We start from the raw sequence: 21,421 nt of genomic DNA, 5'->3' as shown, positions 1-21,421 counted from the left end.
CTGTGAAAGATGGTTTGATGCTGTTGATAGTCGGCTTGCTTTGCGCAGGCGGCGCGGCGCTGTTCTTCAGATTCTTCGGCAACGAAGCGTTCAGCGTCCTCATGTTGGTGACGCTGGTTTTTGCCCTTGCGGACAACGTGCGTTTGCGGCGCAGATTGCGTGGGATGGGCGCCAAGCCCGAGGGTAAGCGCACCTGGTTGTGACGAAAAAAAGGCCACCGAGGTGGCCTTCTTGCTGGCGCGCGCTTGTTACGCGGCTTTGACTAACTCGACTTCGCCGGGAGCGGCCAGCTCGCCCTCCCACTTGGCGACCACCGCGGTGGCCACGCCGTTGCCGATGACGTTGGTCGCGGAGCGCGCCATGTCGAGGAAGTGGTCGATGCCCAGCAACAGCAGCATGCCCGCTTCCGGAATGTTGAACTGACCCAGCGTCGCGGCGATCACCACCAGCGAGGCGCGCGGCACGCCGGCCATGCCCTTGGAGGTCAGCATCAGCACCATCATCATGGACATCTGCTGGCCCAGCGACATCTCGATGCCGTAAGCCTGCGCGATGAACACGGTGGCGAAGGTGCAATACATCATCGAGCCGTCCAGGTTGAACGAGTAGCCGATCGGCAGCACGAAGGCGGCCAGGCGGTTGCGTACCCCAAAGCGCTCCAGGCCTTCCAGCGTTTTAGGATAGGCAGCCTCGCTCGACGCGGTCGAGAAAGCCAGCAGCGCCGGGCTGCGCAGCTCTTTCATCAGGCCGAAGATGCGGCCCTTCAGGAAGATGAAGCCGATGAAGATCAGCAGCGCCCACAGCAGCGCGATGCCGAAGTAGAACTCCGCCATGAACACGCCGTAGGTCGACAGCACGCTCAGGCCGCTCTTGGCGATCACGCCCGACACGGCCGCGAACACGGCGAACGGTGCGAACTGCATCACGTAGCCGGTGACCTTCAGCATCACGTGGGCCACGCCGTCCAGCGCGGCGACCATGACGTTGGCTTTCTCACCAACCGCCGCGGCGGCCGAACCGAAGAACAGCGAGAAGATCACGATTTGCAGGATCTCGTTCTTGCTCATGCCTTCGACGATGGAGGCCGGCACCAGGTGGACGACGAATTCCTTCAGCGTCAGGCCGCTCACGACCAGGTCGGACTTGGCGGTGGTGGCGGCCATTTGGCCCAGCAGCGCATCGCCAGGGCGGAACAGGTTGACCAGGATCAGGCCCAGGCTCAGCGACATCACCGAGGCGATGAAGAACCAGCCCAGCGTTTTAATGCCGATGCGGCCCACTTCGGAGGCGTCGCCCATCTTGGCGATGCCGCATACCAGCGTCGAGAACACCAGCGGAGCGATGATCATCTTGATCAGACGCAGGAACAGCGTGGTGATCAGCGACATGTAGTCGGCAAATTCCGTCGGCTTGGCCAGGTTGGTATTGGCCAGGTATCCGGCGAAGATACCCAGCGTCAGTCCGACGAGGATGTAGGTGGTCAATCGGCTTTGTTTATGCATGTTATGAGCTTCCTGTGGTAGTGTCTCTCTGGGCCTGCGCAGAGGGCGGGGTGTCCGCCGCTGCTGTGGTTCTGCATTGGCTGCAACCGGTATTTTATGGTCCGGCTGGTGAAACTATGGGCAAGTTCCGCAGTATCCTTGTGGGCAGAGGCGCTGTCAAGCGCATGGTGGGCCGCACCCACGCGGGTTCGGGCCGGGTTTTTATTTCAGCGTACATATGATCGAAATCAACAACGTCAGTAAATGGTATGGCCAATTCCAGGTGTTGGGAGAGTGCAGCACCCGGGTGGAAAAGGGCGATGTGATGGTCATTTGCGGGCCTTCCGGCTCCGGCAAGTCGACGCTGATCAAGACCGTCAACGGGCTGGAACCGTTCCAGCAGGGGCAAATTACCGTCGATGGCGTCGCCGTCGGCGACAAAAAGACCGATTTGCCGGCCTTGCGGGCCCGTATCGGCATGGTTTTCCAGAATTTCGAGCTGTTTCCCCATTTATCGGTGCGCGACAACCTGAACCTGGCCCAGGTCAAGGTGCTGGGCCGCAGCGTGGAGGAAGCCACCGCGCGCGGCCTGAAGTACCTGGACCGGGTCGGCCTGCGGGCGCAGCAGGACAAGTTCCCCAGCCAGCTGTCCGGCGGCCAGCAGCAGCGGGTGGCCATCGCCCGCGCGCTGTCGATGGACCCGATCGCCATGCTGTTCGACGAGCCCACCTCCGCGCTGGACCCGGAAATGATCAACGAGGTGCTGGACGTGATGGTCGGCCTGGCGCAGGAAGGCATGACCATGATGGTGGTCACCCACGAAATGGGCTTCGCCCGCAAAGTGGCCAACCGCGTGGTGTTCATGGACCAAGGCCGCATCCTGGAAGATTGCGGCAAGGATGAATTCTTCGGCGCGCCCCGCTCGGAGCGGGCGCGCGACTTTCTCGCCCGTATCATCCACTAAGATTCACTAATGAACATTCTCAAGCCGCTCGCGGGCGCCGTGCTGCCGATCCTGGGTGTCGGCTCAACAAGGCCCAGTAAGCACAAGCTCCGCGTCTACGAAGGCGCGGAGTATCCCCTCAAGCTGGCCTGCACGAAATCGATGAACAGCCTTACCCGCGACGGGATCAGGCGCGATTCGATGATCGCATACACGGGTATCGGCGCGAAGTCCCATTGCGGCAGCACGCGCTGCAACTGGCCGCGTTCCAGTTCCTCCAGCGCTTCGGGACCGGCGGAAATGGCGATGCCCATGCCCAGTGCCGCCATCTTTTTGCACATGCTAACGTTGTTGGCGGTGTAGCGCCCACTGACGTCGACGGTGACTGTCTTTTTGCGCGAGGACAGCGTCCATTGCGCCTTGCCTCCGCCAGGAAACTGGATCATGCATTGGTGGTTCACCAGGTCATCGGGATGTTTCAGCGGCGGCGCGCCACGCAGATATACCGGCGACGCATACAGATAGCGCGGCAGCAGGCCAACCTGCCTGGCGATCAGCGTCGACGGCGTTGGCGGCGGTGTGCCCATGCGGATCGCGCAATCGAAGCCGTCGGTCACGAGGTCGACACGGCGCGGCGTCAGGTCCATTTCAAAATCGATTTGCGGATATTGTTCACCGAAGGCCTTCAGCGACGGCGCCAGATAGGAGATCGCCAGATCCACCGGCATCGATACCCGCAGCGTGCCGCTGGGGCGCTCGGCCAGTTCCTGCAGCGATTCGTGCGCGATGCGCGCCTCGGCGACGATGCTTTCGCAGCGGCGGAAGTAGGCCTGGCCAGCCTCGGTCAGCTCGACCTTGCGGGTGGAACGGTGGAACAGGCGCACGCCGATTTCTTTTTCCAGCTCCGAGATGCGGCGCGACAGCGTGGAGTTGGGCATGCCCAGCGTCTCGGCTGCGCGCCGGAACCCCCTGGCGTTGGCGACCGCCACGAACAATTCCATGCTCGATAAGAGTGACATTTCGATTGCTCCATCAGTGGATCAGTGATTTCATTTTAAGCTATTTATCCCAAGGGAGAATCAATGGATGATGGCTGCACATTCACTCACTTAGCGAGGTTCTCCATGAACACCTTATCGACAGCAGTGCAAATCGGCCGTTACACCCTGCGCAACCGCATGATCATGGCGCCCATGACCCGCTCGCGCGCCAACGATGCGGACGGCGTGCAGTCCGAACTGGCCGTTACCTACTACCGCCAGCGCGCCACGGCAGGCCTGATCGTCACCGAAGGCGTTTTCCCCAGCGCGATGGGCAAGGGTTATGTGCGCACGCCGGGCATCTACAGCGACGAACAGGTGGTCGCCTGGAAGAAGGTGACTGAGGCGGTGCATGCCGAAGGTGGCCGCATCTTCATGCAGCTGATGCACACTGGCCGCATCTCGCATCCGAGCATGCTGCCTGGTGGCGCATTGCCGGTGGCGCCTTCCGCCATCAAGCCTGCGGGGCAGTCCTTTACCGTCAATGGCATGGTGGATTTCGTCACGCCGCGCGCGCTGGAGACTTCGGAAGTGGCGGGCGTCGTGGAGGAATACCGCCTTGCGACGCGGCGCGCGCTGGAGGCGGGCTTCGATGGCGTTGAACTGCATGCGGCGTCGGGCTACCTGCCGGAGCAGTTCCTGACGTCGGGCAGCAATCAGCGCAGCGACCAGTATGGAGGCTCGATTTCCAATCGCGCGCGCTTCATCCTGGAGGTGCTCGGCGCGATGATTGCGGAAGCGGGCAGCGACCGTGTCGGCATCAAGATCTCGCCGGAGATGGGCTTCAACGACATCAAGGATGACGCGCCGGTGGAGACCTACACCTACCTGGTGCGCCAGCTCGCGCCGCTGAACCTGGCCTACCTGCACGTGGCCAAGTTCAATGCGGAATACGATTATCACGGTGTGTTGCGTCCCCTGTTCAACGGCGCCTACATCCTGGGCGGCGGCCAGACCCGCGAATCCGGCGAACAGCGCGTCGCGGCGGGCGAAGCGGATGCCGTGGCCTATGGCAGCGCCTTCCTCGCCAACCCTGACCTGCCACGCCGTTTCGCGTTGAATGCGCCGCTTAACGCGCCCAATCCTGCGTTGTTCTATGCGCCGGGGGCGCAGGGCTATATCGACTATCCGGCGCTGGTCGACGCCGCGTCCAACCGCGCGCTGCGTATCCACGCCTATGGCGGCGCGGAGGTGATGCGGTGGGATGAAGTGTCGATGCCGCAGCCAAAGCCGGACGAGGTGTTGGTGCGGGTAATCGCCGCCGGCGTCAATGGGCTCGATTGGAAAATCCGCGATGGCCTGGTCAAGGATGTTTTCCAGCTGCCGCTGCCCGCCACGCTGGGCCTTGAATTGGCCGGAGAGGTGGCAGCGGTGGGGACCGACGTCGAAGGCTTCGCTGTGGGAGACCGTGTCTTTGGCGCGCTTGGCGGCTTGGGCGCCTACGCCGGTTACGTGGCGGTTGCCGCATCCAAGCTGGCGCCGATACCGGCCGCGCTTGAAGATGCGACTGCTGCGGCCATCCCGGTCGCATCGATGACGGCATGGCAGGCGCTGTTTGAAACGGGCCAGCTGCAACGTGGCGAGACGGTGCTGATCCACGGCGCCGCCGGTGGCGTCGGCAGCTACGCCGTGCAGTTTGCCAAGCAGGCCGGAGCCCGTGTGCTGGCCACCGCACAAGGCCGCAATGCCGATCTGCTGCACAGCCTTGGCGCCGATGAAGTGATCGACTACAAAACCACGCGCTTTGAGGACGTGGCGAAGAATGTCGACCTGGTGTTCGATCTGGTGGGCGGCGAAACACTGGACCGCTCGTGGCAAGTGCTGTCGTCGCAAGGCCGCATCGTCAGCATCGCCGCGCCGGACATCGTCATGCGGGTGCCGGATGGTCGCCGTGGCAGCTGGCATACGATGCGCCCCGACGGCAAACTGCTGGCGCGGATCGCGGCGCGGGCGGCTAGTGGTGAGTTGACCGTGGTGGTGTCGGATGTCGTCAACGTTGAACAGGCGCCAGCCGCGATCGAGCGAAATAAAACCGGCCACGGCGCAGGGAAGACGGTGATACGCTTTTAAGGAACCCGGGCGCGCTATGCGTAGTGCGTCCACATGCGCAGGATGCGAACAATATGCTGATCCGGGAAAACCTCATAGACAAGGCGGTGATGTATGTTGATCCTGCGCGAGTAGGCCCCCGCCAAGTCGCCGACAAGTTTCTCAAAAGGAGGCGGACGCGCGAAAGGATCGTTGGCGAGCAAGTCAAGTAGCGATTGCACTTGCTTCTTCATCCCCGCCGCCGCCGCTTTTTTTGCATCTTTTTGAGCCTGGTGGGAGTACACCAGTTGCCAACTCACCAGATTAATTCCCTATCGCTATCGCCCAATGGCTCCGCGCGCGCGGTGAGGATGGACTCGCGCATTCCGGGTACCGATAGTAAATACAGCGTCTCCTGAATTGCGCGCCAATCATCGGCGGAGATAAGCACCGCGTTGTTGCGCTTGCCGGTGATCGTAATTGGCACATGGCTAGTGGCGGTTTCGTCGATCAGGTTATAGAGCCGCGCGCGCGCATCGCTTGCTGAAATGGAATCCATGACTGCTCCTTGTGGGATCGTCAAAACGTACGCCTTAACGTACGCACTGTCAAGCGAGCGGCGCAAGGAGGTAAAATGGCGGTATTCGCCATTGATAGCCTGAAAGCCCGCCGCCATGTCCGACCTCGAACACACCCCAGACAGCATCACCATCACCCGTCCCGACGACTGGCATTTGCACCTGCGCGACGGCGCCACCCTGGCCAGCGTGCTGCCGCACAGCGCGCGCCAGTTCGGCCGCGCCATCGTGATGCCCAACCTGAAACCGCCGGTGACCACCACCGCCGCAGCCGAGGCTTATCGCAACCGCATCATGGCGGCTCTGCCGGCTGGCATGAAATTCGAGCCGCTGATGACGCTCTACCTGACCAACAACACGCCGCCGGACGAGATCCTGCGCGCGCAGGAAAGCGGCATCGTCCACGCGGTCAAGCTGTACCCGGCCGGCGCCACCACCAACTCGGACGCCGGCGTGACCGACCTGTCCAACTGCTACAAGACGCTGGAGATGATGCAGGAAGTGGGCATGCCCTTCCTGGTCCACGGCGAAGTCACCGACCAGGACATCGACCTGTTCGACCGCGAAGCCGTCTTCATCGAGCGCGTGATGCGCCCGCTGCGCCGCGACTTCCCGGCGCTGAACATCGTTTTCGAACACATCACCACCAAGCACGCCGCGCAGTACGTGGCGGAAGCGGAAGGCCCGATCGCCGCGACCATCACCGCGCATCACCTGCTGTACAACCGCAACGACATCTTCAAGGGCGGCATCCGTCCGCACTACTACTGCCTGCCGGTACTCAAGCGCGAAGAACACCGCCTGGCGCTGGTCACCGCCGCCACCAGTGGCGACGAGCGTTTCTTCCTCGGCACCGACTCCGCGCCGCACGCGCAGGGCGCCAAGGAAGCCGCCTGCGGTTGCGCCGGTTGCTACACCGCGCTGCACGCGATGGAGCTGTATGCCGAAGCCTTCGAACGCGCCGGCGCGCTGGACAAGCTGGAAGCCTTCGCAAGTTTCAATGGCCCGGCCTTCTACAACCTGCCGCGCAACACCGACACCATCACCCTCAAGCGCGAGCAGTGGACGCTGCCGGAAACCCTGCCGCTGGCGGACCAGCAGGTAGTGCCGCTCAACGCCGGCGAAACCATCAACTGGAAAATGGTATAAGCAGTGCTGCAAGCGATAGACTGGTCGCGTCCCTGGTACGACTCGGTCCGCGCAGCGGCCGGCCAGCTTTCAGAGGACGTGCCCTTCATGGACACGTTCAACGCGCAAGCCGCAGCACTGGGCTTGCGCAATCATCTGGACCTGCCGATCTCCTTCGTTCCGCAGGAGTCGTTGCCTGACGGCACAGCCTACGAAGCCTTCATCGGCGCCACCGGCGGCGTGCCCACGCGCGACAATCTGCACGACTTCTTCAACGGCCTTGTGTGGCTTAGCTTCCCGCGCATCAAAGTGCAGCTGAACGCCTTGCAGGCGGCGCAGATCGCGCTGGACGGCGTCGGCAAATCGCGCGGACCCGCGCGTGACGGCGCCACCATCTTCGACGAAAACGCCGCCTTGCTGGTGGTGCGCGACGGCGCCGCCGGCCAGGCGCTGACTGCCTCGCTGCGCGACCATCAATGGCGCGCCGCCTTCATCGAGCAGCGCGCCAGCTTCGGGCCGGACGCGCAGGTATGGCTGTTCGGCCACGCGCTGATGGAAAAGCTGGTCGCGCCGCGCAAGGCGATCACCGCCCACACCCGCGTGGTGGTGGCGGGCGACGACTTCTTCGCCATGGACCACGACGCCCGCCGTCATTGGATCGATGCCACCGTGGCGCGCGACCTGGCCGGGCATGGCCTCAGCACCGCCGACTTCACGCCGATGCAGGCGCTGGGCGTGCCGGGCTGGTGGCCGGACCAGGACGACGCTTTCTACAACGACGCAACGGTGTTCCGCCCCAAACGCGCACCAGCGGTAAAATAGATTTTTAACCGACTTCGCCGCCGATGCGGCAGAAAGAGCACGCCATGACGCAGGTAATTCGCTGGGGGATACTCGGCACCGGCAAGATCGCCAAGGCTTTCGCCATCGCCTTGCAGGACACGCCCGGCGCCAAGCTGGCCGCCGTTGCTTCGCGCAGTGTAGATAGCGCTACCACGTTCGGTGTCGAATATGGCGCGGAGCGCTTCCACGGCAGCTATCAGGCGCTGGCGGACGATCCAGAGGTCGACGTCATCTACATCGGCACGCCGCACCCCATGCACCACGAGAATGCGCTGATGTGCCTTAACGGCGGCAAGGGCGTGCTGGTGGAGAAATCGTTCACCATGAACCGTCGCCAGGCCGAGGACATCATCAACCTGGCGCGCCGGAAAAAGCTGTTCGTCATGGAGGCGATGTGGACCCGCTTCATGCCGGCCGTGGTGGAGGCCAAGCGCATCGTCGACAGCGGCGAGATCGGCGTGCCGGCCAATGTCAGCGCGGATTTCGGTTTTACCGCGGACGTGGGGCCGGAGCACCGGCTGTTCGCGCCGGAGTTGGGCGGAGGCGCGCTACTGGACCTGGGCATCTATCCCTTGTCGATGGCGTCGTTCTTCCTTGGCCCGGTGACGGGCGTGAAGGCGCAGGCGGAAATGGGCGTTACAGGTGTCGACATGCAGACCGCGTTCACGCTGATGCACAAGGATGGCGGCGTATCGTCGTGCGCGTGCAGCCTGCGTTCGCGCACGCCGACCGAGCTGACCGTCTCCGGCACCAAGGGTTTTGTGCGCCTGCACGACCGCTTCCACAACACCGAGACCATCAGCGTCACGCTGGTGGACGGCGCCTCGCGCAGCGAGCGCACCATCAACCTGCCGCGCAGCGGTAACGGCTACACGCACGAAGCGCAGGAAGTGGGGCGTTGCATCCGCGCGGGGCTGATCGAGAGTCCGGTGATGCCGCACGAGGAAACGCTGTCCATCATGGGCACGCTGGACGATATCCGTGCGCAGATCGGCCTGAAATACACCTTCGACATCTAGGGCCTTCAAGCGCGGGCGGCGGGAACTGGTTAGAATCGCCAGATGTCGTTTCCACAATCGGGACCCTATCATGTTCGTCGCCACCCGCGCTCCTTCTCTTAAAACCGTCCTGCTGGCCAGCGGTGTCGTCCTGACGCTGGCGATGGGCGTGCGCCACGGCTTCGGCTTCTGGATGCAGCCCATCTCGCAAGCCAACGGCTGGACGCGTGAAACCTATTCGTTGGCGCTGGCCTTGCAGAACCTGCTGTGGGGCGCATTCGGCCCGTTCGCCGGCATGGCGGCGGATCGCTTCGGCACCATGCGCGTGGTGCTGGTGGGCGCGGCCAGCTACATGGCGGGGCTGGTGTGGATGGCCTTGGTGAAGGACCCGACCATGTTCGTGATTGGCTCGGGCGTGTTCATCGGCTTGGCGCTTGCGTGTACCGCGTTCGGCGCGGTCAGCGGCATCATCGGGCGTGTGGCGCCGGTGGAGAAGCGTTCCTGGGCGTTTGGTATCTCCGGCGCGGCCAGCTCCTTCGGCCAGTTCTTGATGATGCCGGTGGAGCAGCAGCTGATTTCCGCAGTGGGTTGGCAGAACGCCTTCTACCTGCTGGCCGGGTTGGTGGTGGCGTTGATGATACCGATGGCCTTCTATCTGCGCGAGCCTGCGGTGGCGCATGGCAGCGGTCCGCAGCAAAGCGTGCGCGAGGCGATGAGCGAGGCTGTGGGCAATCGCTCCTTCCTGTTGCTGGTGGCGGGGTATTTTGTGTGCGGCTTCCAGCTGGTGTTCATCGGCGTGCACATGCCGGCGTACTTGAAGGACAAAGGCATCGCCAGTCCCGGCGTGGCGGTGATGGCGCTGGCGCTGATAGGCTTGTTCAACATCTTCGGCTCGTACTATGCGGGCAAGCTGGGTGGGCGCTTCCCCAAGCGCTACCTGCTGTCGTCGATCTACTTCACGCGCGCCGTCGTCATCGGCCTGTTCCTGTTGGCGCCGTTGACGCCTTACTCGGTGTACGTATTTGCGGCGGCGATAGGATTCATCTGGCTGTCGACGGTGCCTCTTACGAACGGCATCATCGCCGGCATCTTTGGCGTCAAGCACATGTCGATGCTGGCGGGCGTGGTGTTCTTCTCGCACCAGGTGGGCAGCTTCATCGGCGTGTGGCTGGGCGGCTACCTGTTTGCCAAGCTGGGCAGCTACGACATCGTCTGGGGCATCGCGATTGGGTTGAGCATCATGGCCGGCCTGGTCAACCTGCCGATCAACGAGCGAGCGATTGAACGCGGCGTCCTGAAGGTGGCCTAGCGATGAAAACCTGGCTGCTGCGCGCGGCCGGCGTCGTAGTGCTGGCGCTGGTGTTCATGGCCTACCTGACGCCAGACTTCCTGCTGGACCTCGCCAACCGCTTCTACTTGTGCTTTTAACATTGGGGTCAGACTTGACCCCAGCTAGACTTTGAGGAATTCTTCGCGGCCGCCTAGCCAGCGGGCCAGGTGGGCTTCGACGGTGGCGGCTTTTTCGGGGGTGTTGGCGTGCAGGAGGTCGTGGGCGACGTCGCGCGCTTGATCGACCAGCCAGCCGTCCGTCTCCAGGTCGGCGAAGCGCAGCATCGCCTGGCCGGACTGACGGGCGCCGAGGAATTCGCCGGGGCCCCGGATCTCCAGGTCGCGGCGGGCGATCTCGAAGCCGTCGGTGGTTTCGCGCATCGTCATCAGGCGCTGCTTGGCGATGCCTCCCAATGGGCTTTGGTACAGTAGCAGGCAGACCGATGCCGCCGAGCCCCGTCCCACGCGGCCGCGCAATTGATGTAGCTGCGACAGGCCGAAACGCTCCGCATGCTCGATCACCATCAGCGATGCATTCGGCACGTCCACGCCCACTTCGATCACCGTGGTGGCGACCAGCACCTGCATCTCGTTGGCTGTGAACGCGTCCATGACCGATTGCTTCTCGGCCTGTTTGAGGCGGCCGTGTACCAGCCCTACGTTCAGGTCCTGCAGCGCTTCGGCCAACAGCGCGTGCGTGTCCGTCGCGGTTTGCAGTTGCAGCGCTTCCGATTCTTCGATCAGCGGACAGACCCAGTAGATCTGCCGTCCTTCCAGCGCGGCGGCGTGCACACGCTCGATCACTTCATCGCGCCGGTTCTGGTCGATGGCGCGCGTGACGATGGGACTGCGGCCCGGCGGCAGCTCGTCGATCACCGATACTTCCAGGTCGGCGTAGTAGGTCATCGCCAGCGTGCGCGGGATCGGCGTGGCGGACATCATCAGCTGGTGCGGGACCGCGCCCTCGACACCCTTGTTGCGCAAGGTCAGGCGCTGGCCCACGCCGAAGCGGTGCTGCTCGTCGACGATCACCAGCCCCAGGTTGGCGAAGTTCACCGCCTCCTGGATCAGCGCGTGTGTGCCGATCACCAGCTGCGCTTCGCCGGATTCGATCAGCGCGTATGCGGCCAGCTTTTCCTTCTTCTTCAAGCTGCCCGTCAGCCACGCGACCTTGACGCCCAATGGTTCCATCCACGCGGCGATCTTGCGGAAGTGCTGGTCGGCGAGGATCTCGGTCGGCGCCATCAGCGCGGCCTGGTAGCCGCTGTCGATCGCCTGCGCGGCGGCCAGCGCCGATACCACCGTCTTGCCGCTACCGACGTCGCCCTGCAACAGCCGTTGCATCGGGTACGGATGGCGCAAATCGGCGCGGATTTCGTTCAGCACGCGCTGCTGCGCGCCGGTCAGCTTGAACGGCAGCGCGGCCTGGAAGCTGTCGGATAGCGCGCCAATCACCGTCAGTGCCGCCGCGCCCTTGGAGCGACGCGCACGCTGCGCGCGCTTGAGCGACAGCTGCTGCGCCAGCAGTTCGTCGAACTTCATGCGCGTCCATGCCGGATGCGAGCGATCGAGCAGCGCGTGTTCGTCCACCTGCTGCGGCGGATAGTGCAGCAGCTTCACCGAAGGCTCAAAGTCGGACAGCTGCATCTGCGCGCGCAGCTGCTCCGGCAGCGTATCGGTCCAGTCGACCCGCTTCATCGCATCGCCGATGGCGCGCCGCAGGATAGGCTGCGACAGCCCTTCGCCCGACGGATACACCGGCGTCAGGGATGTCGGCAGCGGCGCGCCTTCGTTGACCACCTTGTAGGCCGGATGCACCATCTCGGCGCCGAAGAAGCCGTGTTTCAGCTCCCCGCGCGCGCGCACCCGCGTGCCCTCGGCCAGCTGCTTGACCTGGCTGCCGTAGAAGTTCATGAAGCGCAGCTGCAAATCGCCCGTCTCGTCGGCGATATGCACCAGCAGCTGCTTGCGCGGTTTGTAGGTGATTTCATTTTTGACCACCAGCCCCTCGACCTGCGAGGTCTCGCCGCCGTGCAAACGGGCCTCTTCGATGGTGATGACCTGGGTCTCGTCCTCGTAGCGCATGGGCAGGTGCAGCACCAGGTCCATGTCGGTGTGCAGGCCCAGCTTGGCCAGCTTGGCTTCCGGGCTGACTGTCTTCTTGACGGTTTTGGAGGTTGAAACAGGCATATTGGAGCGTTTTTCGGGCACTAGCGTAAAATAGAGGGTTGGCCGCAGCAAAGCAACGCCGGTATTGTACGACTTGCACCGCCTTCGGGCCTATCCGAATTTTCTTCAACAGTTTCCAGAAGTCCGCAAATGTACTCGCTTTCCGATTTCGATTTTAACTTGCCGCAAGAGCGTATTGCGCAATTCCCGCTGCCAGACCGCAGCGCTTCCCGCCTGTTGCACCTGGACGGCGGGCAGATCATCGACCGCCAGTTCGCCGACATCGTCGGCCAGCTGCAGGCAGGCGATCTGCTGGTGATGAACGATACCCGCGTGCTGAAGGCGCGCTTCTTCGGCGTCAAGGAGAGCGGCGGCAAGATCGAGGCGCTGGTCGAGCGCGTGCTGGACAGCCGCACCGTGCTGGCCCAGGTGCGCGCCTCCAAGTCGCCCGGCCCCGGCGTCAAGATCCGCCTGGCCGACGCCTTCGACGTCACCGTCGGCGAGCGCGCCGGCGAGTTCTACACCCTGCATTTCGACGCCGATGTGTTCGACCTGATCGAAGCGCACGGCCGCCTGCCGCTGCCGCCGTATATCGAACACGACGCCGACTCGTTCGACGAAACCCGCTACCAGACCGTGTTCAACAAGGTGCCGGGCGCCGTGGCCGCGCCGACCGCCGGCCTGCACTTCGACGAGAAGCTGCTGGCCGAGCTGAAGGCCAAGGGCGTCAATTTCGCCTACGTCACGCTGCACGTGGGCGCCGGCACCTTCCAGCCGGTGCGCGCCGAGGTGCTGGCCGAGCACAAGATGCACACCGAGTGGTACACCATGCCGCAGGAAACCGTGGACGCCGTGCGCGCCACCCGCGCCGCCGGCCGGGATGTGGTGGCGGTCGGCACCACCAGCCTGCGCGCGCTGGAGTCGGCCTCGCAGGGCGGCCAGCTGGAAGCGGGCAGCGCCGATACCGCGCTGTTCATCACGCCCGGCTACCAGTTCAAGACGGTCACCCGCCTGATCACCAATTTCCACCTGCCGAAGTCGACCCTGCTGATGCTGGTGTCGGCCTTCGCCGGTTTTGAAGAGATCCGCAAGGCCTACGCCCACGCGATCGCCAACGAATACCGTTTCTTCAGCTATGGCGACGCCATGCTGCTGACGACGCAAGCACGAGCAAAATAAGGAACAATATGTTGGAATTTAAACTACACAAGACCGATAGCAGCGGCCTGACCAAGGCCCGCCGCGGCGAAGTCAAACTGAACCACGGCGTGGTCCAGACCCCGATCTTCATGCCGGTCGGCACCTACGGCTCGGTCAAGGCGATGTCGCCGCTGGAGCTGAAGGAAATCGACGCCCAGATCATCCTGGGCAACACCTTCCACCTGTGGCTGCGCCCGGGCAACGACGTCATGGCCAAGTTCGGCGGCCTGCACGACTTCATGGGCTGGGACAAGCCTATCCTGACCGATTCCGGTGGCTTCCAGGTGTTTTCGCTGGGCGCGATGCGCAAGATCACCGAAGAGGGCGTGCACTTCAACTCGCCGATCAACGGCGACAAACTGTTCCTGTCGCCGGAAGTGTCGATGCAGATCCAGCGCGTGCTGAACTCCGACATCGTCATGCAGTTCGACGAGTGCACGCCTTACGAAATCGACAACCGCCCGGCCACTCTTGAGGAGGCGGCCAAGTCGATGCGCATGTCCTTGCGCTGGGCGCAACGATCAAAAGACGAATTCCATCGCGGCGAGAACCCGAACGCGCTGTTCGGCATCGTCCAGGGCGGCATGTTCGAGAACCTGCGCGACGAATCGCTGGCCCAGCTGGAAGAGATCGACTTCCCGGGCCTGGCCATCGGCGGCCTGTCGGTCGGCGAGCCGAAGGAAGACATGATGCGCATCCTGGCCCACGTCGGCCCGAAAATGCCGGCCAACAAGCCGCACTACCTGATGGGCGTGGGCACGCCGGAAGACCTGGTCAATGGCGTGTCCAACGGCGTCGACATGTTCGACTGCGTGATGCCTACCCGTAACGCCCGCAACGGCTGGATCTTCACCCGCTTCGGCGACGTGAAAATCAAGAACGCCCGTTACAAGGAAGACAAGGAGCCGCTGGACAGCACCTGCTCCTGCTATGCTTGCCGCAACTTCTCGCGCGCCTACCTGCATCACCTGAACCGCACCCAGGAAATCCTCGGCGCGCGCCTGAACACCATCCACAACCTGCACTACTACCTGGACATCATGCGCCAGATGCGCGAGGCCCTGGATGAAGACCGTTTCCACGCCTGGACCCTGCAATTCCACGCCGACCGTGGCCGCGGCATCTGAATTTAACTAAAAGTGTTGTAAGTCTTGTAAAAAGATTTATGCCACCCACATAGCCGGAAGACCTAGCGCCTTCCGGCCAGTGCTAGAATACAGCGCTATTTTTTCAAACTATTATCGGAGTCACCTGTGTTCATTTCCAACGCTTACGCCCAATCGGCTTCCCCACTCGACGCACTCGGCCTGGGCGGTAACCTCACCAGCTTCCTGCCGCTGATCCTGATGTTCGTCGCGATGTACTTCCTGATGATCCGTCCTCAGCAGAAGCGCGCGAAAGAGCAGAAGGCCATGATGGAAGCACTGGCCAAGGGCGACGAAGTCGTGACCGCCGGCGGCGTGCTGGGCAAGGTCTCCAAGGTGACCGACCTGTACGTGACCATCGAAATCTCCAGCGGCGCCGAAATGACGCTGCAAAAGAATTCCATCACCATGCTGCTGCCTAAGGGCACGCTGAAGGCGCTGTAATCAGCCTCGGCCCGCGTAACGCGGGCCTTATTGCATCCGACGCCTAACACTGAACGTTGAACAATATGAATCGCTATCCTCTCTGGAAATACATACTGATCGTAGTCGCGGTCCTGCTGGGCGCGCTGTTTACCGCGCCTAACTACTTCGGCCAATCGCCTGCGGTCCAGGTCACAAGCGGCAAGTCGACCGTCAAGATGTCGTCTGACATGAAGGCCAAGGTCGAAGAGGTGCTCAAGGGCGCCGGCATCGCCAACAACGGCATCGCTTTCGACGGCACCGGGACCTACGCCTCCGTGCGCGCCCGCTTCTCCGATCCTGACACCCAGTTCCACGCCAAGTCTGTGTTGGAAAAAGGCCTGAACGCCGATCCGGCCGACCCGACCTACCTGGTCGCACTGAACCTGCAATCGGATACGCCTAAATGGATGCAAGCGCTGCACGCGCTGCCGATGTACCTCGGCCTCGATTTGCGCGGCGGCGTGCACTTCCTGATGCAGGTCGACACCAAGGCGGTATTGGCCAAGCGTGTGCAAGGCATCCAGGCCCTGGCCCGCACCTCGCTGCGCGACAAGAACGTGCGTCACGCCGGCATCGACCGCGTGGGCGACACCATCGAAATCAAATTCCGCGACGACGCCACCCGCCAGAAGGCCAAGGACGTCCTGCAAGGCCAGATGACCGACCTGCTGCTGGTCGATTCCGGCGAAGGCGATGCGCTGAAAACCACCGTCACGCTGAAGCCGGTCGCGCTCAAGCAAACCATCGACGACGGCGTCAAGCAGAACATTTCGACGTTGTCCAAGCGCGTGAATGAGCTGGGCGTGGCCGAACCTATCATCCAGCAGCAAGGCCCTGACCGCATCGTGGTCCAGCTGCCTGGCGTGCAGGATGTGGCGCGCGCGCGCGCCGTGATCGGCCGCACCGCGACGCTGGAAGTGCGCATGACCGACAACTCGGTCACGCCGGGCACCGAGCTGACGTCGGCGATTCCGTTCAACTCCGAGCTGTTCACCGTCGGCCGCAACGTGCCGGTTGTGCTGAGCAAGGACGTCGTCATCACCGGCGACTCCATCTCCAGCGCCACCGCCACGTATGACCAGAACCAGCAGCCTGCCGTCAGCATCACGCTGAACGGCGACGGCGGCCGCAAGATGCGCGACCTGACCCGCGACAACGTCGGCAAGCGCATGGCCATCGTGCTGTTCGAGAAGGGCAAGCCGGAAGTGCTGTCGGTCGCCACCATCCAGAGTGAATTCGGTAGCAGCTTCCAGATCACCGGCATGGGCAACGCGGAGAACTCCGCCGAGCTGGCGTTGCTGCTGCGCTCCGGCGCGCTGTCCGCGCCAATGGACGTGATCGAGGAACGCACCATCGGCCCGCAGCTGGGCGTCGAGAACATCGCCAAGGGCCTGCATTCGACGATGTACGGTTTCGCCGCCATCGCCGTCTTCATGATCGTCTACTACATGATGTTCGGTTTCTTCAGCGTGCTGGCGCTGGCTTGCAACCTGTTGCTGCTGGTCGCCCTGCTGTCGCTGATGCAGGCCACCCTGACCCTGCCCGGTATCGCCGCGATCGCGCTGGCGCTGGGTATGGCGATTGACGCCAACGTGCTGATCAACGAGCGCATCCGCGAAGAGCTGCGTTCCGGCGCGACCCCGCAGGCGGCCATTTCGGCCGGCTTCGACCGCGCCTGGGCCACCATCATCGACTCCAACGTGACCACGCTGATCGTCGGCGTCGCCTTGTGGGTGTTCGGCTCCGGTCCTATCCGCGGCTTCGCCGTGGTGCACTGCCTGGGTATCCTGACTTCGATGTTCTCCGCCGTGTTCATCTCGCGCGGCGTGGTCAACCTCTGGTACGGCCGCAAGAAAAAGCTGCAATCGATCGCTATCGGTACCGTCTGGGTACCGGGTCTGAAATAAACAGGGGCTGACATGGAATTTTTCCGCATCAAAAAAGACATACCATTCATGCGCCACGCGCTGGTGTTCAATGCCATTTCGGCGTTGACCTTCGTCGCTGCCGTGTTCTTCCTGATCACCCGTCCGCTGAACTTGTCGGTGGAGTTCACCGGCGGCACCGTGATGGAGCTGAAGTACCAGCAGCCGGCAAAGCTGGAGCAGATCCGCCACTCGCTGGAGACGATCGGCTACGAGCAGCCGGAAGTGACCGGCTTCGGCACCGCGCATGACGTCATGCTGCGCCTGCCGGTGGTGAAGAACGTCACCTCCAAGGACGCGTCGCAGCTGGTGTTTACCACGCTGTGCGCGGCCGAGCAGGGTTCGATCAAGCAGATCGACGCCGTCAGCGCCAAGGGCGAGCACGTGGTCAAATCCGCTTGCGCGGACGCGGCGGGCAACGAGGCGGTATCGCTGCAAAAAGTCGAATTCGTCGGCCCGCAGGTCGGCGATGAGCTGGCGCAGAACGGCTTGAACGCACTGGTGATGGTGATCATCGGCGTGATGATCTACCTGGCCGTGCGCTTCGAATGGAAATTCGCGGTGGCGGCGATCATCGCCAACCTGCACGACGTGGTCATCATTCTCGGCTTCTTCGCCTTCTTCCACTGGGAGTTCTCGCTGACGGTGCTGGCGGCGGTGCTGGCGGTGCTGGGTTACTCGGTCAACGAGTCGGTGGTTATCTTCGACCGTATCCGCGAAAACTTCCGCAAGCAGCGCAAGTCGTCGGTGCATGAAGTGATCGACAACGCGATCACCTCGACCATCTCGCGTACCATCATCACCCACGGCTGCACGCAGATGATGGTGCTGTCGATGCTGTTCCTGGGCGGTCCTACGCTGCACTACTTCGCCGTCGCGCTGACCATCGGTATCTGCTTCGGTATTTATTCGTCGGTGTTTGTGGCCGCCGCTGTGGCCATGTGGCTGGGCGTGAAGCGTGAAGACCTGATCAAGCCGATCAAGGAAAAAGACGAAACCGATGGCGCTGTAGTGTAAGCGTCGCCAGCTTCGCAAAAATCCCTCTCCAGCCTGAACGCGCTCAAGATAGCGTTCAGTGCAGGGGAGGGATTTTTTATTTTGGCTTGATCATGTCGTACAGCGCCCGCGCGGCCGGCGACAGGTGGCCTGCCTTGCGGGTGATGAGCACCAGCTGGCGCGAGATGGTCGGCTCCTTCAGCTTGATGGCGCGCAGGCGCGGATAGCTGCCTTTGATGATCGCCAGCTTGGGCACGATGGCGGCGGCGATGCCCGAAGCCACCAGACCCACCGCCGTCGCGCTGCGCTGCACGTCGTACTGGAAGTGGAGGCTTAGCTCCGCGCTCTTGCTGCCCAGGTAGCTGTCGAGCAGCGCGCGATTGCCGTTGACGTCGCCCGAGAAGATCAGCGGGTAGGGCTGGATCTGCGACCACGTCAGCGAGCGTCGCTTCGCCAGCGCATGATCGTCGCGACACACCAGCACGAAGTGATCCTCCATCAGCGGCACCGACACCAGGTCGGGATGCATGCCGCCACCCAGGCCGATGCCGAACTCCGCTTCCCTGCGCTGCACCGCCTCCGCCACCCGCGACGAGGCGTGGTCGAGAATCTTGATGTGGTTCTCGGGAAAACGCGCCGAGTATTCCTGGATGATCTGCGGCAAGTACTGTATGCCCATCGTCGGCACGCAGGCGATCGCCACGTCGCCGCGCTGCGCCTTGCCGGTATCGCGGATCTCGTTCAGCGTGGACGACAGCTCTTGCAGCAAGCGCCGCGCCTGCGGCAGGAAGTCCTTGCCGATGCTCGTCAGCGCGATCGAACGCGTGGTGCGCTCGACCAGCTTCACACCCAGGAAGTCCTCCAGATTGCGCAGCCGTTGCGTGACGGCGGTCTGCGTGACGTACAGCGTTTCCGCCGCTTTCTGGAATCCGCCAAAGTCCGCAATCGCGACAAAAGCCTGCACGCCGAGTATGTCTATTTTCATCAGAAAAATGAATGAATGGGCTAAATAAATTCATTGTACTTATATTTGTCGGAGGTGGAAAATCCGCTCCATTGAAACCGAAGGAGACAATCATGCCGCTCTCAACAATTTTCCTGGTGTTCTCCAAGCTGGCGCTGATGGGCTTTGGCGGCGTAATGCCGTTCGCCTACCGCGCCCTGGTCGAGCAGCACAAGTGGCTCACGGCCGAGGAGTTCGCGAAGTATCTCGCCACCAGCCAGATGTTGCCCGGTCCGACGATCTGCAACGTCTCGCTCATGGTGGGCAATCGCTACGCCGGCACCAGCGGCGCGCTGGCGGCGCTGGCCGGCATGGTCGCCGGCCCGTTCCTGGTGGTCATCGCCCTGGGCGTGGTGTACCAGCGCTTCGGCGAGGTCGAGACGTTTCGCCACGCGATACGCGGCATGGCGGCGGTGGCGGCGGGGCTGATCCTTGCCACCGCCGTCAAGATGGCGAAGGCCATGTTCGCCAAGGCCGACTGGCGCGAACACCGCACGCAGTTGCAGGCGGTCTTGCTGGTGTTGGCCTTTATCGGACTGGGTCTGCTGCAATGGCAGCTGGCGCTGGTGTTCTGCGTGCTGGCGCCCTTGGGCACCGGTGCGACCTATCTGGTGGGAGAGAGAAAATGAACGAGCAATCACCGGTAGTCGAACTATCGCTGCACATCGCGGTGATGTCCTTGATGGCGGTGGGCGGCGGCGTGGTGCTGCTAGGGCCGCAGGTTGGGCACTACGTGGTCGAAGGCAAGCAGTGGCTGAACAATGAACAGTTCTCGGCCGCGTATGCGATAGCGCAGGCTGCGCCCGGTCCCAACCTGCTGTTCGTTTCGCTGGTGGGCTGGCTGATCGCCGGCTGGGCGGGCGCCATCTTCACCACGCTGGCGGTGCTGGGACCCTCGACGCTGCTGACACTGGGCGCGATACGCTTGCAGGCCCGCCATGCCGGCGGACGACTGACGCAGGCGCTGGGTGATGCCTTCGCGCCGATATCAATCGGCTTCCTGGCCGCCACCGCCTGGCTGTTCACCCGCATCTCCAACGTCAACTGGCATGCGGATATGCTGACGGTGCTGGCCGCGTTGATACTGCTGCGGACCAAGATCAATCCGGTGCTGCTGATCGCGGCCGGCGCGCTGGCCGGCATGCTGGGCCTTACCTGAGCGATTGCTGCGTTGACCGCGACCGCAGCGAGGCCGATGGGCAGTGGCCGAACAGCTTGCGGTAGTCGCTGGAGAACTGGCTGAAGTTACTCAGGCCCCAGGAGCCGGCCACGTCGCCGATGGCGCCGCCGTCCTGCAGCTGCCGGCGCACGCCGTTCAGGCGCACCATGCGCAGGTACAGCATGGGGCTCATGCCCAGCACGTCCTCGAAGCAGTATTGCAGCGTGCGGCGGCTCACGTGCACCCGTTCGCACAACTCCGGCACGGTAATCGAGTCGCTGCGGTGCGCCATGATGTATTCGCGCGCCAGCGCGACCACGTGGCGGCGCCGTTGCAGGCTGGCGGCCAGCGCCGGCTCCACGCAGCTGTGGTCCAGCATGTCGAGCAGGGTGGACAGCACCAGTTCCTGCCACTGCGCCGCACCTTCCGCCGTGCTCTCCCCCTCGGCCGGCAGCAGTTGCGACAGGATGCGCAGGCATTTGACCTGGGCCTGCGCATCGACCTGCAACAGCTCGGCCGACTGCACGCGCTGCCAGTCGATCTGGCAGCCGTAGCGCCGGGCCGTCTCGACCAATAGTTCGCGGCTGGCGACGATGCCGAAGATGCTGTAGGCGCTCGGTGTTACCAGTTCGAACTCAACATTGCCGGGCTGCACCATAATCCAGTCGGCCTCGGTCTGGCGGCCGTTGATGCGGGTGCTGGCGCCGTGGTCGGGCAGGCCGAACCAGATGGCGTCCGGCCACACGCGGCAGGACTGGCGCACCGACTGGCTCAGGCTTTCGCGGAACACTTGCAGCTGCGGCAGGCGCAGTTCGGTCAGCGCGCCGTGGAACAGGCCGGCGCTGATCTGGTCGTAGCTTTGTTGCCAGTTGGTGAGCTTGCTGGCCAATTCGTCGGCGTCGTGCGCCATCACAGTGCGCAAATCTGGCGCACTGTGTAACAACGCTGTCGCAGTCTGGTGCATATTATTTTTCTCCCACTGTTGTTATTT

At 63.2% G+C, this 21,421-nt stretch carries 21 protein-coding genes; 14 read left to right on the top strand and 7 right to left on the bottom strand.

Features of this window, described 5'->3' with window-relative positions; all coding sequences use genetic code 11:
* The first annotated feature begins 2 nt into the window (after nt 1–2).
* Nucleotides 3–203, top strand: a complete 201-nt coding sequence (locus tag AC07OK_RS05655) for a hypothetical protein (protein ID WP_494689362.1) — start codon at nt 3–5, stop codon at nt 201–203.
* A gap of 45 nt (nt 204–248) precedes the next feature.
* On the opposite strand, the gene AC07OK_RS05650 is transcribed toward AC07OK_RS05655, so the two are convergent.
* Nucleotides 249–1,502 (bottom strand): dicarboxylate/amino acid:cation symporter, encoded by a 1,254-nt coding sequence (locus AC07OK_RS05650; protein WP_494689361.1) that lies wholly within the window; start codon nt 1,500–1,502, stop codon nt 249–251.
* 217 nt (nt 1,503–1,719) lie between these two features.
* On the opposite strand from AC07OK_RS05650, the gene AC07OK_RS05645 reads away from it, so the two are divergent.
* Nucleotides 1,720–2,445, top strand: coding sequence for an amino acid ABC transporter ATP-binding protein (locus AC07OK_RS05645; protein ID WP_494689360.1), 726 nt, complete (start codon nt 1,720–1,722; stop codon nt 2,443–2,445).
* A gap of 95 nt (nt 2,446–2,540) precedes the next feature.
* On the opposite strand, the gene AC07OK_RS05640 is transcribed toward AC07OK_RS05645, so the two are convergent.
* The gene (locus AC07OK_RS05640) at nt 2,541–3,443 is read right to left on the bottom strand and encodes a LysR family transcriptional regulator (RefSeq protein WP_494689359.1); all 903 of its coding nucleotides are present in this window, start codon (nt 3,441–3,443) and stop codon (nt 2,541–2,543) included.
* A 105-nt stretch (nt 3,444–3,548) separates the two neighbouring features.
* Between AC07OK_RS05640 and AC07OK_RS05635 the strand changes: the two genes are divergently transcribed.
* Nucleotides 3,549–5,534 (top strand): oxidoreductase, encoded by a 1,986-nt coding sequence (locus AC07OK_RS05635; RefSeq protein WP_494689358.1) that lies wholly within the window; start codon nt 3,549–3,551, stop codon nt 5,532–5,534.
* Between the two features lie 14 nt (nt 5,535–5,548).
* Here the strand turns inward: AC07OK_RS05635 and AC07OK_RS05630 are convergent, their stop codons facing one another.
* Together AC07OK_RS05630 and AC07OK_RS05625 are read right to left on the bottom strand one after the other, a co-directional pair.
* Nucleotides 5,549–5,812, bottom strand: coding sequence for a Txe/YoeB family addiction module toxin (locus AC07OK_RS05630; protein WP_494689357.1), 264 nt, complete (start codon nt 5,810–5,812; stop codon nt 5,549–5,551).
* Entirely contained in the window at nt 5,809–6,051 is a 243-nt protein-coding gene (locus AC07OK_RS05625; protein ID WP_494689356.1) for a type II toxin-antitoxin system Phd/YefM family antitoxin, read from the bottom strand. Before AC07OK_RS05625 ends, AC07OK_RS05630 begins: the two co-directional genes overlap by 4 nt.
* A gap of 115 nt (nt 6,052–6,166) precedes the next feature.
* Here AC07OK_RS05625 and pyrC point away from each other — a divergent pair, with 115 nt between their 5' ends.
* The 4 genes from pyrC to AC07OK_RS05605 all read left to right on the top strand — a co-directional run bounded on the left by pyrC (nt 6,167) and on the right by AC07OK_RS05605 (nt 10,348).
* Nucleotides 6,167–7,219 (top strand): dihydroorotase, encoded by a 1,053-nt coding sequence (gene pyrC, locus AC07OK_RS05620; protein WP_494689355.1) that lies wholly within the window; start codon nt 6,167–6,169, stop codon nt 7,217–7,219.
* Between the two features lie 3 nt (nt 7,220–7,222).
* A complete protein-coding gene (locus AC07OK_RS05615) occupies nt 7,223–8,020 on the top strand; it encodes a DUF3025 domain-containing protein (RefSeq protein WP_494689354.1) in 798 nt (265 codons plus the stop codon).
* A gap of 44 nt (nt 8,021–8,064) precedes the next feature.
* Nucleotides 8,065–9,060, top strand: coding sequence for a Gfo/Idh/MocA family protein (locus AC07OK_RS05610; protein WP_494689353.1), 996 nt, complete (start codon nt 8,065–8,067; stop codon nt 9,058–9,060).
* A 70-nt stretch (nt 9,061–9,130) separates the two neighbouring features.
* Nucleotides 9,131–10,348, top strand: coding sequence for an MFS transporter (locus tag AC07OK_RS05605; RefSeq protein WP_494689352.1), 1,218 nt, complete (start codon nt 9,131–9,133; stop codon nt 10,346–10,348).
* A 143-nt stretch (nt 10,349–10,491) separates the two neighbouring features.
* Here AC07OK_RS05605 and recG read toward each other — a convergent pair whose 3' ends face one another.
* Nucleotides 10,492–12,558, bottom strand: a complete 2,067-nt coding sequence (recG, locus tag AC07OK_RS05600) for an ATP-dependent DNA helicase RecG (RefSeq protein WP_494689351.1) — start codon at nt 12,556–12,558, stop codon at nt 10,492–10,494.
* Between the two features lie 129 nt (nt 12,559–12,687).
* Here recG and queA point away from each other — a divergent pair, with 129 nt between their 5' ends.
* From queA to secF, 5 genes are all read left to right on the top strand, one after another.
* Nucleotides 12,688–13,716, top strand: coding sequence for a tRNA preQ1(34) S-adenosylmethionine ribosyltransferase-isomerase QueA (gene queA, locus AC07OK_RS05595; RefSeq protein WP_494689350.1), 1,029 nt, complete (start codon nt 12,688–12,690; stop codon nt 13,714–13,716).
* Between the two features lie 8 nt (nt 13,717–13,724).
* The gene (gene tgt, locus AC07OK_RS05590) at nt 13,725–14,864 is read left to right on the top strand and encodes a tRNA guanosine(34) transglycosylase Tgt (RefSeq protein WP_494689349.1); all 1,140 of its coding nucleotides are present in this window, start codon (nt 13,725–13,727) and stop codon (nt 14,862–14,864) included.
* 126 nt (nt 14,865–14,990) lie between these two features.
* Complete coding sequence (gene yajC, locus AC07OK_RS05585) at nt 14,991–15,326, top strand: preprotein translocase subunit YajC (protein ID WP_020700692.1); 336 nt, start codon at nt 14,991–14,993, stop codon at nt 15,324–15,326.
* 65 nt (nt 15,327–15,391) lie between these two features.
* Entirely contained in the window at nt 15,392–17,254 is a 1,863-nt protein-coding gene (gene secD, locus AC07OK_RS05580) for a protein translocase subunit SecD (protein ID WP_494689348.1), read from the top strand.
* Between the two features lie 12 nt (nt 17,255–17,266).
* Nucleotides 17,267–18,289, top strand: coding sequence for a protein translocase subunit SecF (secF, locus tag AC07OK_RS05575; protein WP_494689347.1), 1,023 nt, complete (start codon nt 17,267–17,269; stop codon nt 18,287–18,289).
* Between the two features lie 76 nt (nt 18,290–18,365).
* On the opposite strand, the gene AC07OK_RS05570 is transcribed toward secF, so the two are convergent.
* Entirely contained in the window at nt 18,366–19,253 is an 888-nt protein-coding gene (locus tag AC07OK_RS05570) for a LysR family transcriptional regulator (RefSeq protein ID WP_494689346.1), read from the bottom strand.
* 92 nt (nt 19,254–19,345) lie between these two features.
* On the opposite strand from AC07OK_RS05570, the gene AC07OK_RS05565 reads away from it, so the two are divergent.
* Both AC07OK_RS05565 and AC07OK_RS05560 read left to right on the top strand, forming a co-directional pair.
* Entirely contained in the window at nt 19,346–19,900 is a 555-nt protein-coding gene (locus AC07OK_RS05565; protein ID WP_494689345.1) for a chromate transporter, read from the top strand.
* The gene (locus AC07OK_RS05560; RefSeq protein WP_494689344.1) at nt 19,897–20,430 is read left to right on the top strand and encodes a chromate transporter; all 534 of its coding nucleotides are present in this window, start codon (nt 19,897–19,899) and stop codon (nt 20,428–20,430) included. The genes AC07OK_RS05565 and AC07OK_RS05560 overlap by 4 nt, the downstream gene beginning before the upstream one ends.
* On the opposite strand, the gene AC07OK_RS05555 is transcribed toward AC07OK_RS05560, so the two are convergent.
* Complete coding sequence (locus tag AC07OK_RS05555) at nt 20,423–21,340, bottom strand: helix-turn-helix domain-containing protein (protein WP_494689343.1); 918 nt, start codon at nt 21,338–21,340, stop codon at nt 20,423–20,425. The genes AC07OK_RS05560 and AC07OK_RS05555 overlap by 8 nt on opposite strands.
* Nucleotides 21,341–21,421: the final 81 nt, after the last annotated feature.

It is taken from the genome of Duganella sp. GW821-FHT07G03, from assembly GCF_059418605.1.
This window is presented reverse-complemented; position numbering and strand designations above follow the sequence as displayed.